A 15,955-nucleotide genomic window follows, 5' to 3' on the forward strand; every position below is an offset into this window, starting at 1 on the left:
CCGCATGCCGATCAAGAACCGTCTCGCCGAACTGATGCCCGACATCGCCGAATGGCGGCGCGAGATCCACATGAACCCCGAGCTTCTGTTCGACCTGCCCAAGACGACGGCGTTGGTCGAAGAGAAGTTGAAAGAGTTCGGCGTGGACGAGATTCACACCGGCATCGGTCGCTCGGGCATCGTGGCGCTGATCAAGGGCAAGACCGACAGTCGCGGCTATTGCGTGGGCCTGCGCGCCGACATGGACGCTCTGCCGATGGACGAGCACACCGGCCTGCCGCATGCCAGCCAGACACCCGGCAGGATGCATGCCTGCGGCCATGACGGGCATACCGCGATGCTGCTGGGGGCCGCCAAATATCTGGCCGAGACCCGCAATTTCGACGGCACGGTCGCGCTGATCTTTCAGCCCGCCGAAGAGGGCGGCGGCGGCGGCGACCTGATGGTGCGCGACGGCATGATGGAGCGCTTCGGCATCGACGAGGTCTATGGCATGCATAACGAACCCGGTCTGCCGGTGGGCGAATTCGGGGTCTCGCCGGGCCCCATCATGGCCGCGGCCGATGAATTCGAGGTCGAGATCGTGGGCAAGGGCGGCCATGCCGCGCGCCCGCATCACTGCGTCGATCCAAGCCCGGCGGCCTGCGCCACGGTCATGGCGCTGCAAACCGTGGCCAGCCGCAACGTGGACCCGATCAAGGAAGTCGTGGTCTCGGTCTGCACCATCCGCACCAGTTCCGAGGCGTTCAATGTCATCCCCTCCAAGGTGCTGATCCGGGGCACCGTCCGTACGCTGGATGAAGAGGTGCGCGATATCGCCGAGCGGCGGGTGACGCGCCTGATCCATTCCACCGCCGAGGCCTATGGCTGCGAGGCGCATCTGCGCTACGAGCGCGGCTACCCGGTCGTGGTCAACCATGACGCAAACGCCGAGATTGCCGCAGACATCGCCCGTGTGGTGGCCGGCGACGAAAAGGTGCGCTGGGGCCGCCCCCCGCGCATGGGCGGCGAGGATTTCGCCTATATGCTGAACGTCCGCCCCGGCGCCTTCATCAATGTCGGCAATGGCGATAGCGCCGGTGTTCACCACCCCGAATACGATTTCAACGACGAGGCCATCCCTTACGGATGCAGCTTTTTCGCCGAACTCGTCGAACGGCGGATGCCCGCCGCCTGAGGAGGCCCCCGAGATGCCCATCAAGAACCGCTTTGCCGAGCTTCTGCCAGAGATCACCGAATGGCGGCACGATTTCCACCGCCATCCCGAACTGATGTACGAGGTGCACCGCACCGCCGGCGTGGTCGCGGACAAGCTGCGCGCCTTCGGCTGCGACGAGGTCGTGGAAGGCATCGGCAGGACCGGCGTCGTTGGGGTCATCAAGGGGCGCGACAGCGGCTCGGGCAAGGTCATCGCCCTGCGCGCCGATATGGATGCGCTGCCGATCCACGAGCAGACGGGCCTCGACTATGCCTCGGGCACGCCGGGTGCGATGCATGCCTGCGGGCATGACGGGCATACCTCGATGCTGCTGGGGGCGGCGAAATACCTGTCCGAGACACGCAATTTCGACGGCACCGTCGTGCTGCTGTTCCAGCCGGCGGAGGAGGGCGGGGCCGGGGCCAAGGCCATGGTCGATGACGGGGTCATGGACCGGTTCGGCGTGGACGAGGTTTTCGGAATGCACAACGCGCCCGGCGTGCCCGTCGGCACCTTTGTCACCCGCGCGGGGCCGCTTCAGGCGTCATCCGATGAATTCGACATCATCGTCACGGGCCTTGGGGGGCACGCGGCCGAGCCGCACAAGGCGGTCGATACCACCCTTGTCGCGGCGCAGATCGTGGTGTCGTTGCACAATATCGTGTCGCGCAATGTCGACCCGCTGAACCGCGTGGTGCTAACTGTCGGCACCTTCGAGACGGACTCGGGCGCGACGAACATCATCGCCCATACCGCCAAGCTGACCGGCACGGTCCGCTGCCTCGACCCCGACGAGCGCGACCAGATGCAGGGCCGTATCACCCGCGTGGCCGAGGGGATCGCCGCCGCCTTCGGCGCCACGGTCGAGGTCGTCTGGCACCCCGGCTACCCGGTCACCGTGAACGACGCGACCGCCGTTGAACATGCCGTCGACGCCGCCCGCGCCGTGGGCATCGAGGTCGATGGCGACACCCGCCCCATCATGCCGTCCGAGGATTTTTCCTATATGCTCGAGGCCCGGCCCGGGGCCTATGTGTTCATCGGCAATGGCGATACCGCCATGTGCCACCACCCGAAATACAATTTCGACGACGAGGCCATCCCCTTTGGGTGCAGTTTCTTCGCCGAGATCGTTGAACGCCGCATGCCCGTGGCCAAGTAAAAGATCAGACGCCCGCCAACAGCAAAAAGAGACCCAGATGCCCGTCAAGAACCGCTTTGCCGAGATGCTGCCCGAGATCACCGAATGGCGGCGCGACATCCACGAGAACCCCGAGATCCTGTTCGAAACCCACCGGACGGCTGCGCTGGTAGCCGACAAGCTCAAGGCGTTCGGCTGTGACGAGGTGGTGACCGGCATCGGGCGCACCGGCGTCGTCGGCATCATCAAGGGCAAGTCCGACAATTCGGGCCGCACCATCGGGTTGCGCGCCGATATGGACGCGCTGCCGATCCACGAGGAAACGGGGCTGGACTATGCCTCGAAAACCCCCGGCGCGATGCATGCCTGCGGCCATGACGGGCACACCGCCATGCTGCTGGGCGCCGCGAAATACCTGGCCGAGACGCGCAATTTCGACGGCACGGTCGCGGTCATCTTCCAGCCCGCCGAAGAGGGCGGCGGCGGTGGCCGCGAGATGGTCGATGACGGCATGATGGACCGATGGTCCATCGACGAGGTCTACGGCATGCACAACTGGCCGGGCGTGCCCACGGGCAGTTTCGCCATTCGCCCCGGCGCGTTCTTCGCCGCCGCCGACCTGTTCGAAATCAACGTCACCGGCCGGGGCGGCCATGCCGCCAAACCCCATGACACGATCGACACCACGGTCGTGGCCAGCCATATCGTTCTGGCCCTGCAAACCATCGCCAGCCGCAACGTCGACCCGGTGAAACAGGTGGTCGTCTCGGTCACCAGCTTCGAGACGGGCAGCCATGCCCACAACGTCATTCCCGAAACGGTGAAGATGAAGGGCACGGTCCGCACGCTGGACCCCGAGGTGCAGGACCTGACCGAGGCGCGCATGAAAGAGATCGTCGAGGGGACGGCGGCCACCTTCGGTGCCAAGGCCGAACTGGTCTACAAGCGCAACTACCCGGTCATGGTCAACTCGGACGAGCAGACCGCGTTCGCCGCCGAGGTCGCGCGCGACATTGCCGGCGCGTGTGACGAGGCCCCGCTGGTCATGGGCGGCGAGGATTTCGCCTTCATGCTGAACGCGCGCCCCGGTGCTTACATCCTTGTCGGGAACGGCGACACCGCGACTGGTCCACCATCCGAAATACAACTTCAACGACGAGGCGATCCCGGCGGGCTGTTCCTGGCTGGCCGAGGTGGTCGAACGGCGCATGCCGGCTGCTTAATGCCGGCCTCGGCCGGGGTCGGCATGGCCTCGGCCCCGGGCGTGCCCCGTCATGCCGGGCCGGGGGATCACGCCGCGGGACGGTGCGGGATCGGGCGCAACACCCTGTCCAGACCGAGGAAGGCCGCCAGGCCCGCGACCAGCAGGCCCGGCGTGACCAGCGGGTGCCACATCAGCCGCGCGAACGGTTCCCACCAGCCCCAATCGGTGCCGAAATGCAGGCGATAGCCGGATGCGACGCCGACAAGCGACCAGCAGAATTGCAGCGTCCAGAAACCTGCCCCGATCAGCATCCGGGACCGGCCCTGCACCCAGATCACGCCGATGATGGCAAAGGCCATGGCCGCGCCGATGGCCTTGGCGACCTGCCCCGACACCACGACCTCGACCGTCAGGCAGGGCGGGGCGGCGCAGAGCGCTGTGGACGGCTCGATCAAGTCATGGCCCTGACCGCCGAAGACGAAGAACTCGTGCCCCATCAGAGCGGCGAAAAGGCTCAGGGCGCCCGCGATGGACAAGGCAAACGCCGCCCGCAACCGGCCGGCTGACGGCTCTGCTTCGTCAGCCACCTGTATGGCTCATGTGGCGACTGACCTGGCCATCGACCGTCTGGCGGGAGTAGTCGAAATCATGTCCTTTCGGCTTGAGCCGGATGGCGGCGCGAATGGCCTCTTCCAGCGGCGCATCCTCGCCGGAGGCGCGCAGGGGCGCGCGCAGGTCGGCCATGTCCTCCTGCCCGAGGCACATGTACAACTCGCCCGTACAGGTCAGGCGCACCCGGTTGCAGCTTTCGCAGAAGTTATGCGTGAGCGGCGTGATGAACCCGATCTTTTGTCCGGTCTCCTGCAATTGAACATACCGCGCCGGCCCGCCCGTCCGCTCGGCCAGGTCGATCAGGGAAAAGCGTTCGGCCAGACGCGCGCGCAGATCCTTGAGCGACCAGTACTGGTCCAATCGATCCTCATTGCCGAGATCGCCCATCGGCATGACCTCGATAAAGGTCAGGTCCATGTCCCGCTTGGCGCACCACTCCTGCAAGGTGAACAATTCGTCCTCGTTGACGCCTTTCAGGGCCACGGCGTTGATCTTGACCCGCAGGCCCGCGTCCTGGGCGGCGTCGATCCCCTCCAGCACCTGTGTCAGGCGACCCCAGCGGGTGATGTCCGCGAATTTCCGGTCGTCCAGGGTGTCGAGCGACACATTCACCCGCCGCACGCCGGCGGCATGAAGCGGCGCGGCGAACTTGGCCAGCTGGCTGCCATTGGTGGTCAGCGTCAGTTCCTTCAGCGCGCCCGAGTCCAGATGCCGCGTCATGGCCTGAAAGAAGGTCATGATATCACGGCGGACCAGCGGCTCGCCCCCGGTGATGCGCAGCTTTTCCACACCCAGCCGGATGAAGGTCGAACACATCCGGTCCAACTCCTCCAGCGTCAGCAACTCTTTCTTTGGCAGAAAGGTCATGTTCTCGGACATGCAATAGACACAGCGAAAATCGCAACGGTCGGTGACCGAGACGCGCAGATAGGTGATCGCGCGCGCGAACGGGTCGATGAGGGGGGCGGTCGTTTCCATGCGCGAAGACTAGGTAGAGCGTGCCCGCCCCGCAAGGGGATCGATTGCAGTGGTTGATCGTGCGGGCCAAATCACACTAGGGTTCGTGCCATGATGACGCGCTCTCTTTCCCTGGTTTTCGTGCTGGCCCTGGCCGGCTGTGGCGGTGGCGGCCTCGGCGGCGGCCTGTTTGGTGGCGGCGATGGCGGCGGCCTGTTCGGGCGCGGCGAAGACGAGGCGCCGGTGGCGGTGGGCCCGGCCGCCGTGGACCGCCCGCCGGCGAGATGGCCGCCGGTGCCCCCAGCAACCCGGCCGGCGATGGCCAGTTCCGCGGCCTGACGGTTGCCAGTCTGGGCGATGCGACGCGTCCCGGCCTCTGGATCGAGACGCCGCTGGTCACCGAGGAGGGACCGGGCCGCGTGATCGCGCCGGACGGGACGGTCGTGGCGATGACGCTGATCCCCTCGGGCGGCGAACGCGGATCGGGCTCGCGCCTGTCCTTGCAGGCCATGCAGGCGCTGGGCATCGCCCTGACCGATCTGCCGACGGTGACCGTTCTGTCGGATGGCTGATCTTCTGTCGGATCGGCGCCTCTTTGCGCGACCTGCGCGGGGCCGTGCCGATTGGCAGAAACTGCGCGGCGGCTTTCAGTGGCGGGTGCCTTCGGCGATGAATATCGCCGATCTGTGCTGCGATGCCTGGGCGGCGCTGGCCCCCGATCGCGCGGCGGTCATCCATGTGACGGCCGAAGGCGCGCGCGAGGTCTGGACCTATGGCGACCTGAAACGCGCCTCGGATCGGCTGGCGGCAGCGATGGCCGCGGCGGGGATCATGCGCGGCGACCGCGTTGCGGTCTTGATGGCGCAGCATCCGGCCGTCTTGATCACGCATTTCGCGGCGATGAAACTGGGGGCGGTCTCGCTGCCCCTGTTCACCTTGTTCGGCGAGGATGCGCTGCGCTATCGCCTTGCGGATTCCGGTGCGCGGGCGATCGTCTGCGATGCGGCGCAGATCGACAAGGTGACGGGGTTGCGGCCCCAACTGCCTGCGCTCGATCTGATCATATCGACAGGGCAGGGCGCAGCCCCGGTGCGCGCGCTGGACGATATCCTCGACACACCGGCCCCCGGGTTTCGGCCCGTCCCCACCGATGCCGAGGATCCGGCCGTGATGATCTACACCTCGGGCACCACGGGTGACCCGAAAGGCGTGTTGCATGCGCATCGCTTCCTGTACGGGCATCTGCCCTGCATGGAACTGTCGCAAAACTGGTTCCCGCAGACAGGCGATGTGGGCTGGACCCCCGCCGACTGGGCATGGATCGGCGGGCTGATGGACATGGCGATGCCGTGTCTGTTTTACGGTGTGCCGCTGGTCAGTCACAGATTTGCGAAATTCGACAGCGACGCGGCGCTGCGTCTTATGGCGCAAGAGGGCGTGACCAACGCCTTCATTCCGCCGACAGCGTTGCGGATGATGCACGCGGCCGTCGTGCCGGACGATCTGCGCTTGCGGGCCATCGGCTCAGGGGGGGAGCCTTTGGGTGCCGATCTGCTGGACTGGGGGCGGGCGCGGCTGCGCTGTCCGATCAACGAGTTCTACGGCCAGACCGAGGCGAACCTTGTCATCGCCTCCTGCGACCGGATGATGGACCGTGTGCCGGGCGCGATGGGCCTGCCGGTTCCCGGCCATGAGGTCGCCGTGCTTGGCCCCGGCGATACGCCCGTTGCCGCCGGCGAGGTCGGCGAGGTCTGCGTGCGCGCGCCCGACCCAGTGATGTTCCTTGAATACTGGGGCAAGCCCGAGGCGACCCAAGACAAGGTCATCGACGGCTGGCTGCGCACGGGCGATCTGGCCCTGCTGCGCGAGGATGGTCAGATGGTGTTTCATGCGCGCGACGATGACATCATCACCAGCGCCGGCTACCGCATCGGCCCGGTCGAGATCGAGCAGGCGCTGGTCGCGCATCCCGATGTGGTGATGGCGGCGGTCGTGGGCGCGCCGGACCCTGTGCGCACGCAGGTCGTGGTCGCCCATGTCGTGTTGCGCGACGGGGCCGAATGGTCGGGCCTGCCCGAACGCCTGAAGGCGCTGGTGCGCGACAAGGTGTCGGCGCATGTGGTGCCGCGCAAGATCTACCGCGCCGAGACCCTGCCGATGACGGCAACCGGCAAGATCCTGCGCCGCGCCCTGCGCGAGGGGTGAGGGCCGGAAAACGCGAGTTTTCCGGCCGTTTTCCTTTCGGAAAACGGTGCTCCGCAGACCTTTGCCTATTTCTCCATCGACCGGCGGATCGAATGCACCACCAGCCAGACGGCCAGGATGGTGGGCAGCACGGCCAGCGCGGTGAGGATCGCCTTGGACAGCCCAAGCGGCTCGGCCAGGGGCCCGAGCAGATACACGACAAGGTTGACCGCGTAATAGCTGATGGCCACGACCGACAGGCCCTCGACCGTCTTTTGCAGGCGCAACTGCATGTCCGACCGCCTGTCCATGGAGGCCAGCAATTCCTGGTTTTGCGCCGAGCGGTCGACATCGACCTGCGTCCGCAACAGATCGCCCGCGCGGATCGCCCGGTTGGTCATCTGGTAGAGACGGGTTTCCGTGGCCTTCACCGTTCGCATCGACGGGTCGAAGCGCCGGGTCATGAATTCGCCGAAGGTCTGGCGCCCCTTGAACCGCTCTTCGCGCAACACCTCGATCCGCTGGCTGACCAGCGCGTCATAGGCCCCCGTCGCCCCGAACCGGAATGCGCTTTGGGTCTGGAGCTGTTCCAGCTCGGCTGCGATGCCCAGCAGTTGCTGCAGGGTTTCGTCCGGTTTGGACAGGTGGCCGTTCATGTCACTGACCAGATGCGACAGGGCCTCGTCGATCTCGCCCATGCGCCGCGACAATTCGTGGGCGTGCGGCAGGCCCAGCATCGACATGGTCTTGTAGGTCTCGACCTCGCAGATGCGCTGGACGATGCGGCCCAGCCGGCGATGGCCGGTATCGGGGCGGGTGAAGACGGCAAACCGCATGTGCCCCGAAGTGTCGATGCGGAAATCACCGGCCACCACGGCACTGTCATCCAGCACCTTGCTGACCGCCAGGCTTTCGGGAACGAACCAGTCATGCAGCGTGGTCTCGACGCTGTCCTCGTCCTCGGGCATCGGCAGAAACATCAGATGCGCCGAGGTGATGTGCGCGCCGGGGGCCTCGCTCAGCCACTCGTCGGGAAAGACCTCCCATGCGGTCGGGTCAAAGGGCCGCGAGGTGCCGTTATCCAGAAACGCGGTATAGGTGACAAACTCGGTATGCTGTTCCCATTTCAGGCGAAACTTGCCCAGATCGCCGAAATAATGCGTCGCATCGGGTTTCGGGTGCTGGGCGCCAAACCGGTCGAGCAAGGCGATCAGATGCGCGCGGTCCCGCGCGCGGTCCCGTTTCGCGGCGTCTTTCGGTTGCTTGATGGCGAAATACACGGCCTGCCCCGGTGCCGCCAGCGACGGGAATGGGCGGGCGTGCAACTCGTTGGCAAGCTTGTAACGAAGCGGATGATCTTCGAGGGGCATGGGCGGTCTTTCGTCGGGCGTTGGTCGAGAGATATCGTTTTCTGCACCTGCGTAAACGCAAAAACGTAAATATTCCGGCAGCTTGGCTGCATACGGTCGCATGCGGCCAGGCCAGAGACCTGAATACCCTAGCATAATCCGACGAGCGGGTGCGCTGCGGCGCTTTCGCCGCGCCGCAGCGTCGCGCGGTTCAGGTCACGCGCTGGCGTGCCTGATGCGCCGGGTTCTCGTATTCCTGCTTGGTCAGCACGGCGGCGATATGCGCGATGGCGGCGTCCACCTCGGCCTCGCCGATATAAAGCGGGGTGAAGCCGAACCGCATGATGTCGGGCGCGCGGAAATCGCCGATGACCCCGCGCGCGATCAGGGCCTGCATCGCCGCATAGCCATGCGCAAAGCGGAAGGAGACCTGGCTGCCGCGCCTGGCCGGATCGCGGGGCGAGGCAAGCGTCAGGGCCGGGCAGCGGGCCTCGACCCCGGCGATGAACCGTTCGGACAATTCGATCGAGCGGGCGCGCACATCCGACATGGCCACCCCGTCCCAGACATCCAGCGCGGCCTCGAGGATGCGCATCTGGATGATGGCGGGGGTGCCCACACGCATCCGGGCGATGCCGGGCGCGGGCCGGTAGCCGTCTTCGAAATCGAAGGGCGCGGCGTGGCCCAGCCATCCGTTCAGGACGGTCGCGGCGGTATCGGCGTGGTGCGGCGCGACATAGATGAAAGCCGGGCTGCCCGGCCCGCCGTTGAGATACTTGTAGGTGCAGCCGACGGCGAAATCGGCCCGCGCGGCGGCAAGATCGACCTCGATCGCGCCGGCGGAGTGGGCAAGGTCCCAGACGGTGACGATCCCAAGCGCATGGGCCTTTTCGGTCAGGGCCGCCATGTCATGCAGACGCCCGGTGCGGTAATCGACCTCTGTCAGCATCAGGACGCCGACATCCTCGGTCAGATTGGCCTCGACCTCTTCGGGGGCGACGACGCGCAGGGCCCTGTCGCCGGCGAGGTTTTCCACCAGCCCCTGGGCCATGTAGAGGTCGGAGGGGAAATTGCCCGTATCGCTCAGGATCACGCGCCGGTCGGTCATGGCGCAGGCGGCGGCGAGGGCCTGAAACAGGCGGATCGACAGGGTGTCGCCCACGACAACCTGTCCTGCCTCGGCGCCGATCAGCTTTGCGATCCGATCGCCGAGCGCCTCGGGCAGGGCCATCCAGCCCGCGCGGTTCCAGCCGGTGATGACCATGTCACCCCATTCTTCGAACAGGACGCGGCGGCTGGCGGTCTCGGCGCCGCGCGGCAGCGGCCCCAGCGAATTGCCGTCAAGGTAGATCATCTGAGGCGATAGGCGGAACTGGGCCCGTGTGGCCTTGAAATCCGTGGTCATGGATAGTGTCTCCTTCCGGGCCTATCGGTGGCCCCGCCCGGCGGCAACGTCAAGCGCCGTCACTCAGGTGACGTGACCACCGGCGATCTGGATGGCCTGCCCGTTCACGCTGCGCGCGCCATCCGAACACAGCCACAGCGCCGCCGCGGTCACCTCGTCCGTCGACAAAAGCTGCTTGTGCCGGTTGCCGCGCGCCAGATAGGCGCGGGCGTCGGCGTCGGAAATGCCCTTGGCCTCGGCGATCTGGGCCGCGTTGCGCGTGACGATGGGCGTGTCGACATAGCCCGGGCAGAGCGCGTTGAAGGTGACGGCGCCCCCCATGTATTCTTCGGACAGGCCGCGGACGATGCCCACGACCGCATGTTTCGAGGCAGTGTAGGCAATCGCCCCCTTCAGCCCGCGCAGACCCGCAATCGACGAGATGGCCACCATGCGGCCCCAGTCACCCGGCCCCAATGTGGCCAGCGCCGCCTGAAACGTCACGAAGACACCGTCCACATTCGTCGCCATGATCCTTCGCCAATGCTCAGGCGACGCCGTGGCAAAGGGGGCCCCCTCGGCGATGCCGGCATTCGCCACGCAAATGGCGACCGGCCCGCGGGCCTGTGCGGCCGCGGCGATGCCGTCGCGAACCGAGGCGTCGTTCGCGACATCCATCTGCAGGGGATGCAGGCGCGGGGTTTCATCGGCGACCTGTTGCAACCGCGCGAGGTTGCGGCCGGTGATCGTGACCTCGGCGCCTTCGGCGGCCAGCGCGCGGGCGATATCCAGGCCGATCCCCGTGCCGCCGCCCGTGATCAGGGCGTGGCGTCCGTGATGTTGCATGTTGCGTCTCCCTCCCTTGACGGGGCAGCGCCCAACCGGACGCTGCGCCGATGCATCTGTCCGCGTCACCCTAGCGCCACGGTGGTGGGCTGCAATCTCCTGCGATTGGCTGGACTTTCCGGCAAGAGTTGGCATCTATGCCCGTCGAAAGAACGAAATTGCGCGGCATATCGTGGCATACGAAATAAAGTGTCGCGCCTCGTGACGTTGTGAAGCATTCGCCCTCTTGGTAAGGGGGCTGTCAGTCATCCCAGTCCAAGAGGGGGGAACACTGTGAAAATTGGGGCACCCAAGGAAATCGAACCGGGCGAATCGCGCGTCGCGATGACGCCCGACAGCGCGGTTCAGTTGCAGAAACTGGGATATGATTGCGCGATCGAGTCCGGCGCCGGCGACGCGGCGGGATTCACCGATGCCGCCTACGAGGCGGCCGGCGTCGAGGTTTGCAAGACCGCCGCGGCCCTCTGGGACGGGAGCGACATCATCGCCAAGGTGCGCCCGCCCACCGAGAAAGAGGTGGGCCACCTGAGCGAAGGAAAGCTGCTGATCAGCTTCTTCTACCCCGGCTCGAACGAGGCACTGATGAACCTGGCGCGCGACAAGGGCGCCAATGTCATCGCCATGGACATGGTGCCGCGCATTTCGCGCGCGCAGAAAATGGACGCCCTGTCCTCGATGGCCAATATCGCGGGCTACCGCGCCGTGATCGAGGCGGGTAACAATTTCGGCCGCTTTTTCACCGGTCAGGTCACCGCGGCGGGCAAGGTTCCGCCCGCGAAGGTTCTGGTCGTTGGGGCCGGTGTGGCGGGTCTGGCCGCCATCGGTACGGCCACCAGCCTTGGCGCGATCACCTATGCCTTCGACGTTCGCCCCGAAGTGGCCGAACAGATCGAATCGATGGGCGCCGAGTTCGTCTTCCTCGAATTCTCGGACGACGAACTGCCCGACGGCGCGGAAACGGGCGGCTATGCGGCCCCCTCCAGCCCGGAATTCCAGGCCAAGCAGCTTGAGAAGTTCCGCGAGATCGCGCCCGACATGGACATCGTCATCACGACCGCGCTGATCCCGAACCGCCCCGCGCCCGTGCTCTGGACCAAGGACATGGTCGAGATGATGAAGCCCGGCTCGGTCATCGTGGACCTTGCGGCCGAGCGTGGCGGCAACTGCGAGTTGACGCAGAAGGATCAGCGCATCGTCAGCGACAACGGCGTCGTGATCATCGGCTACACCGACTTCCCCAGCCGGATGGCGGCGCAAAGCTCGACGCTCTATGCCACCAACATCCGTCACATGATGACCGACCTGACGCCCGAGAAGGACGGGCAGGTGAACCATGACATGGAAGACGATGTCATCCGCGGCGCGACGATCACCCATGCGGGCGAGATCACCTTCCCGCCGCCGCCGCCAAAGGTGGCCGCGATCGCCGCGCAAAAGCCCAAGGAAAAGCCCAAGGACCTGACGCCCGAGGAAAAGCGTGCGCAGGAACTGGCCGCCTTCAAGGCGCAGACCAAGCAGCAGGTGCTGCTCTTGGGCGTGGGGGCCGCGCTGGTCCTCGGCGTCGGCCTGATCGCGCCGGCGACCTTCATGCAGCATTTCATCGTTTTCGTGCTGTCGGTTTTCATCGGCTTCCAAGTGATCTGGAATGTGAGCCACTCGCTGCACACGCCGCTGATGGCCGTGACCAACGCAATCTCGTCGATCATCATCCTCGGTGCGTTGATGCAGGTCGGGTCGTCGTCGATCCTGATCACCATTCTCGCCGCGGCGGGGATCTTCATGGCGGCCGTGAACATCTTCGGCGGCTTCCTCGTGACGCGGCGCATGCTCGCCATGTTCCAGAAATCGTAATCGGGCAGGGGTAGGACACATGGATTTCGGATTCACCATTGCGGCCTATGCGGTCGCGGGCGTGCTCTTCATCCTCTCGCTCGGGGGACTTTCGGGGCAGGAAAGCGCAAAACGCGCGGTCTGGTACGGCATCGTCGGCATGGCGATCGCGGTTCTGGCCACGCTGATCGGGCCGGGCTCGGGCCTTTGGGTGCTGTCGATCATCCTGATCGTGGCCGGCGCGGCCGTGGGCTACCAGTTGGCCACGCGGGTGCAAATGACGCAAATGCCCGAACTTGTGGCGATCATGCACTCGCTCGTGGGTCTGGCGGCTGTTTTCGTCGGGTTCAACGCCCATATCGAGATCGGCCGCGTGGCCGAGATCTTTGCCGGCAACGATCTGCCCTTCCCGCAGCCCGAGGGGCCGCTGAGTGACGCGGCCTATGCGCTGCTGGGCACGCTGTCGAACTTTGGCGAGCTGATCGGCAAGAAGACCGCCGTGGAAATCGGCATCCTGAAGGTCGAGCTGGCCTTGGGCATCTGGATCGGGGCCGTCACCTTCACCGGGTCGGTCGTGGCCTATGGCAAGCTGTCGGGTTCCTCGTCGATGCTGCCTTTCAAGATCGACACGGGCGCCAAGCAACTGCCCGGCGGTCACCTGCTGAATGCCGCGGCTGCGGCGGCCTCGGTCATCCTGCTGATCATGTATCTGGGTGGGTCCGGCGGCTGGACACTGGTTCTGCTGGCCGCGCTGGCGCTGTTCATCGGCTACCACCTGATCATGGGCATCGGCGGCGCCGACATGCCCGTCGTGGTCTCGATGCTGAACAGCTATTCGGGCTGGGCGGCGGCGGCCATCGGGTTCAGCCTCGGCAACGACCTCTTGATCGTGGTCGGCGCGCTGGTCGGCTCGTCCGGTGCGATCCTGTCCTACATCATGTGCAAGGCCATGAACCGGTCCTTCGTCAGCGTGATCCTCGGCGGCTTTGGCGGGGCCAGCGGCGAACAGCAGGCGATCGAGGGCGAACAGATCGCCATCGATGCCGATGGCGTGGCCCAGGCGCTGAACGACGCCGACAGCGTGATCATCGTGCCCGGCTACGGCATGGCGGTGGCGCAGGCCCAGCAATCGGTCAGCGAGTTGACGCGCAAGATGCGCGCCGCGGGCAAGGAGGTGCGCTTTGCCATCCACCCCGTCGCGGGGCGTCTGCCGGGGCACATGAACGTGCTGCTGGCCGAAGCCAAGGTGCCCTATGACATCGTGCTGGAAATGGACGAGATCAACGAGGATTTCCCCGATACGGACGTCGTCATCGTCATCGGCTCGAACGACATCGTGAACCCGGCCGCGCAGGACGACCCCAACAGCCCCATCGCCGGCATGCCGGTGCTGGAGGTCTGGAAGGCCAAGCAGGTCTTCGTCTCCAAGCGCGGGCAGGGCACGGGCTATTCCGGCATCGAGAACCCGCTCTTCTTCAAGGAGAACACGCGGATGTTCTACGGCGATGCCAAGGCCTCGATCGACAGTCTGCTGCCCAAGTTGGGCTGAGGCGCCACCCCACCAAAAACAGAGTAAGCCCCGGCAGGACCGGGGCTTTTTCTTTGATAACATGGCATGTATCGGCAAGACTGCTCGGGCAGCGTTTCGATAACCGGTTTGATGCGATGATCAGATTTCTGTTCCTTTGTCTTGTTGTTACCTCTCTGGCGGCCTCGCCCGCCGTGGCGCAATGGCGTTACGAGGCAAGCAACGGCGAGGCGCGGGCCTATGTCGTGAATCCCGATCGGACGCAATTCGGGTTTCGCTGCACGACGCGGCCTGAGGATCGCCAAAACATTCTGATTGATCTTTACGTGGTCCCCCTTACGACGGCCCCCGACGAGGAAGAGGTGGCGCGCTTCACCATCGGGACATGGACCTTTACGATGGAAACGCTCCCGATCGGCGCGTTGCGCAACGGGCTACAACGATACCAGTCGCGCATGGACTTTCTGCATCCGGTGCAGGTGAACATGCGCAACCAGGTCAGCCGCGGCAGCGTCGTGCGCTTTGAGCAGACCTTTGATTTCGCGCGAGTGAATTTTTCCTTGAGGGGGTCGGCCCGAGCCATGGAGCGCCTCGAGGCTGCATGCCCCGTGCTGTGGAACGGGGGCCGCGCGCCCGGCAGCAGGCTGCCGGTGCAGGCCGCACCGTCTGGAAACATCGGGTGGAACGTCGAGCGTGATGCGCAATACGTTCGTGCGGTCGTGCGGCGGCGCGATGCCGTACTCTTTGGCATTCAGTGTGAACGCGGCCGCGCCGATCAGACCCGGTGGATATTCCAACTAAGCAACACGGTGCTGGGGCAGACCAACCCGCCCTTGGCGCTGGTCATTGATGGTCAGCGCTTTGCGCCATTCGAAAACGTGACCCCAGGCATGTTCACGCGAGACGCCGTGCTGGGATACTACGCGGAGTTTTCCCCGGAGTTGCAGGCGGGAGTCCTTCAGGCCCTGCGTGGCGGGGCCACCCATGTCTCTGTGCCATTGACGTCCAGCACACAGCAGGCGGTCTTTGGATTGAACGGATTTCCAGAAGCGTTCGACACCGTGATGGCCGAATGCGGATACGATCCCGACAGCCTTCCGGGCGGAGCGGGCATGCCCGCTCGCGCGGCCAGCCCCGATCAGGAACCGGCAAGCGTTCCGGATGAGGCTGTGCAGGCGCTTCGAAATTACATCCTGTCGGTGGTGCAGCCGCAATGCACGCCGGGCGCGTCTGTCGACCTGCCGGATGATGCGTTTCGCGTGTCCGGAGATCGGGTGTCGGTCCTGCTTGGCCGGGCGGATTGCGACTGGCAGTTTCGTATCAATCCGTTCTGTGGCGCGGCGCGCTGTCAGGTCTGGATTTACGAATGGCTCGGCGATCGGTTCGAGTTGATTGCAGAGCAATTGCGCTGAGCGGCGCGAGCATCACTTGGTCAGGATCAGCTTGCCGGCCCGCGTGATGCGCAATGTGTAGGTCTTGTCGTCCAGGACGATCTGTGCGGTGTTTTCGCCCCCGGTCAGGCGGCGGGCGTCGTAGGTGGGCAGGTCAACCGCGCGGGGGGCGTCGGCGCGAATGGCATCTTGGGGGAAGGCGGTTTGATAGCTCATGCTGTGACTCTCCGGTTCGCGGCGATATGACAAAATCCTGAGTGATTCAGTAAGGTATGTCAATCCTGAGTTTTCGCTTAGGCGTTGCACGGCGCATTGCGCAAGAAAAAGGCCC

14 protein-coding genes and 1 pseudogene are annotated in these 15,955 nt (G+C 65.5%); 9 read left to right on the forward strand and 6 right to left on the reverse strand.

From position 1 onward, the window contains the following. The first annotated feature begins 4 nt into the window (after positions 1-4). The 3 genes and pseudogenes from ROSELON_RS09515 to ROSELON_RS09525 all read left to right on the forward strand — a co-directional run bounded on the left by ROSELON_RS09515 (position 5) and on the right by ROSELON_RS09525 (position 3,562). Positions 5-1,177: a M20 aminoacylase family protein gene (locus ROSELON_RS09515; RefSeq protein ID WP_025312176.1), complete on the forward strand. Its 1,173-nt coding sequence runs from the start codon at positions 5-7 to the stop codon at positions 1,175-1,177. 13 nt (positions 1,178-1,190) lie between these two features. After that, positions 1,191-2,360 (forward strand): M20 aminoacylase family protein, encoded by a 1,170-nt coding sequence (locus tag ROSELON_RS09520; RefSeq protein WP_025312177.1) that lies wholly within the window; start codon positions 1,191-1,193, stop codon positions 2,358-2,360. Between the two features lie 37 nt (positions 2,361-2,397). Continuing rightward, a pseudogene (locus ROSELON_RS09525) lies at positions 2,398-3,562 on the forward strand (M20 aminoacylase family protein). A 67-nt stretch (positions 3,563-3,629) separates the two neighbouring features. Here ROSELON_RS09525 and ROSELON_RS09530 read toward each other — a convergent pair. Together ROSELON_RS09530 and moaA are read right to left on the reverse strand one after the other, a co-directional pair. Beyond that, complete coding sequence (locus ROSELON_RS09530; protein WP_038650350.1) at positions 3,630-4,130, reverse strand: hypothetical protein; 501 nt, start codon at positions 4,128-4,130, stop codon at positions 3,630-3,632. Beyond that, a complete protein-coding gene (gene moaA, locus ROSELON_RS09535) occupies positions 4,123-5,133 on the reverse strand; it encodes a GTP 3',8-cyclase MoaA (protein WP_025312179.1) in 1,011 nt (336 codons plus the stop codon). The genes ROSELON_RS09530 and moaA overlap by 8 nt, the downstream gene beginning before the upstream one ends. 90 nt (positions 5,134-5,223) lie before the next feature. On the opposite strand from moaA, the gene ROSELON_RS09540 reads away from it, so the two are divergent. From ROSELON_RS09540 to ROSELON_RS09550, 3 genes are read left to right on the forward strand one after another with little or no spacing between them, the layout of a single operon-like run. Beyond that, positions 5,224-5,451 (forward strand): hypothetical protein, encoded by a 228-nt coding sequence (locus tag ROSELON_RS09540; protein WP_025312180.1) that lies wholly within the window; start codon positions 5,224-5,226, stop codon positions 5,449-5,451. Further along, positions 5,397-5,684 (forward strand): hypothetical protein, encoded by a 288-nt coding sequence (locus tag ROSELON_RS09545; protein WP_025312181.1) that lies wholly within the window; start codon positions 5,397-5,399, stop codon positions 5,682-5,684. The genes ROSELON_RS09540 and ROSELON_RS09545 overlap by 55 nt, the downstream gene beginning before the upstream one ends. Then, on the forward strand, positions 5,677-7,317 hold the full coding sequence (locus ROSELON_RS09550; protein ID WP_025312182.1) for an AMP-binding protein: 1,641 nt from the start codon (positions 5,677-5,679) through the stop codon (positions 7,315-7,317). Before ROSELON_RS09545 ends, ROSELON_RS09550 begins: the two co-directional genes overlap by 8 nt. A 65-nt stretch (positions 7,318-7,382) precedes the next feature. On the opposite strand, the gene ROSELON_RS09555 is transcribed toward ROSELON_RS09550, so the two are convergent. The 3 genes from ROSELON_RS09555 to ROSELON_RS09565 form a co-directional block, all read right to left on the reverse strand. Continuing rightward, the gene (locus ROSELON_RS09555; protein ID WP_025312183.1) at positions 7,383-8,666 is read right to left on the reverse strand and encodes a DUF3422 family protein; all 1,284 of its coding nucleotides are present in this window, start codon (positions 8,664-8,666) and stop codon (positions 7,383-7,385) included. Positions 8,667-8,856: 190 nt separating this feature from the next. Then, a complete protein-coding gene (gene kynU, locus ROSELON_RS09560; RefSeq protein ID WP_025312184.1) occupies positions 8,857-10,050 on the reverse strand; it encodes a kynureninase in 1,194 nt (397 codons plus the stop codon). A 63-nt stretch (positions 10,051-10,113) separates the two neighbouring features. Next, positions 10,114-10,875: an SDR family NAD(P)-dependent oxidoreductase gene (locus tag ROSELON_RS09565; protein ID WP_025312185.1), complete on the reverse strand. Its 762-nt coding sequence runs from the start codon at positions 10,873-10,875 to the stop codon at positions 10,114-10,116. 273 nt (positions 10,876-11,148) lie between these two features. Here ROSELON_RS09565 and ROSELON_RS09570 point away from each other — a divergent pair, with 273 nt between their 5' ends. The 3 genes from ROSELON_RS09570 (at position 11,149) to ROSELON_RS09580 (ending at position 15,645) form a co-directional block, all read left to right on the forward strand. Next, the gene (locus ROSELON_RS09570) at positions 11,149-12,726 is read left to right on the forward strand and encodes a Re/Si-specific NAD(P)(+) transhydrogenase subunit alpha (protein WP_025312186.1); all 1,578 of its coding nucleotides are present in this window, start codon (positions 11,149-11,151) and stop codon (positions 12,724-12,726) included. A gap of 19 nt (positions 12,727-12,745) precedes the next feature. Beyond that, complete coding sequence (locus ROSELON_RS09575; RefSeq protein ID WP_025312187.1) at positions 12,746-14,254, forward strand: NAD(P)(+) transhydrogenase (Re/Si-specific) subunit beta; 1,509 nt, start codon at positions 12,746-12,748, stop codon at positions 14,252-14,254. Between the two features lie 341 nt (positions 14,255-14,595). Next, positions 14,596-15,645, forward strand: a complete 1,050-nt coding sequence (locus ROSELON_RS09580; RefSeq protein ID WP_156945915.1) for a hypothetical protein — start codon at positions 14,596-14,598, stop codon at positions 15,643-15,645. Between the two features lie 12 nt (positions 15,646-15,657). On the opposite strand, the gene hemP is transcribed toward ROSELON_RS09580, so the two are convergent. After that, positions 15,658-15,840: a hemin uptake protein HemP gene (gene hemP / locus ROSELON_RS09585; protein WP_025312189.1), complete on the reverse strand. Its 183-nt coding sequence runs from the start codon at positions 15,838-15,840 to the stop codon at positions 15,658-15,660. Between the last annotated feature and the right edge of the window lie 115 nt (positions 15,841-15,955).

This window comes from Roseibacterium elongatum DSM 19469 (assembly GCF_000590925.1).
GTDB classification, from domain to species: domain Bacteria; phylum Pseudomonadota; class Alphaproteobacteria; order Rhodobacterales; family Rhodobacteraceae; genus Roseibacterium; species Roseibacterium elongatum.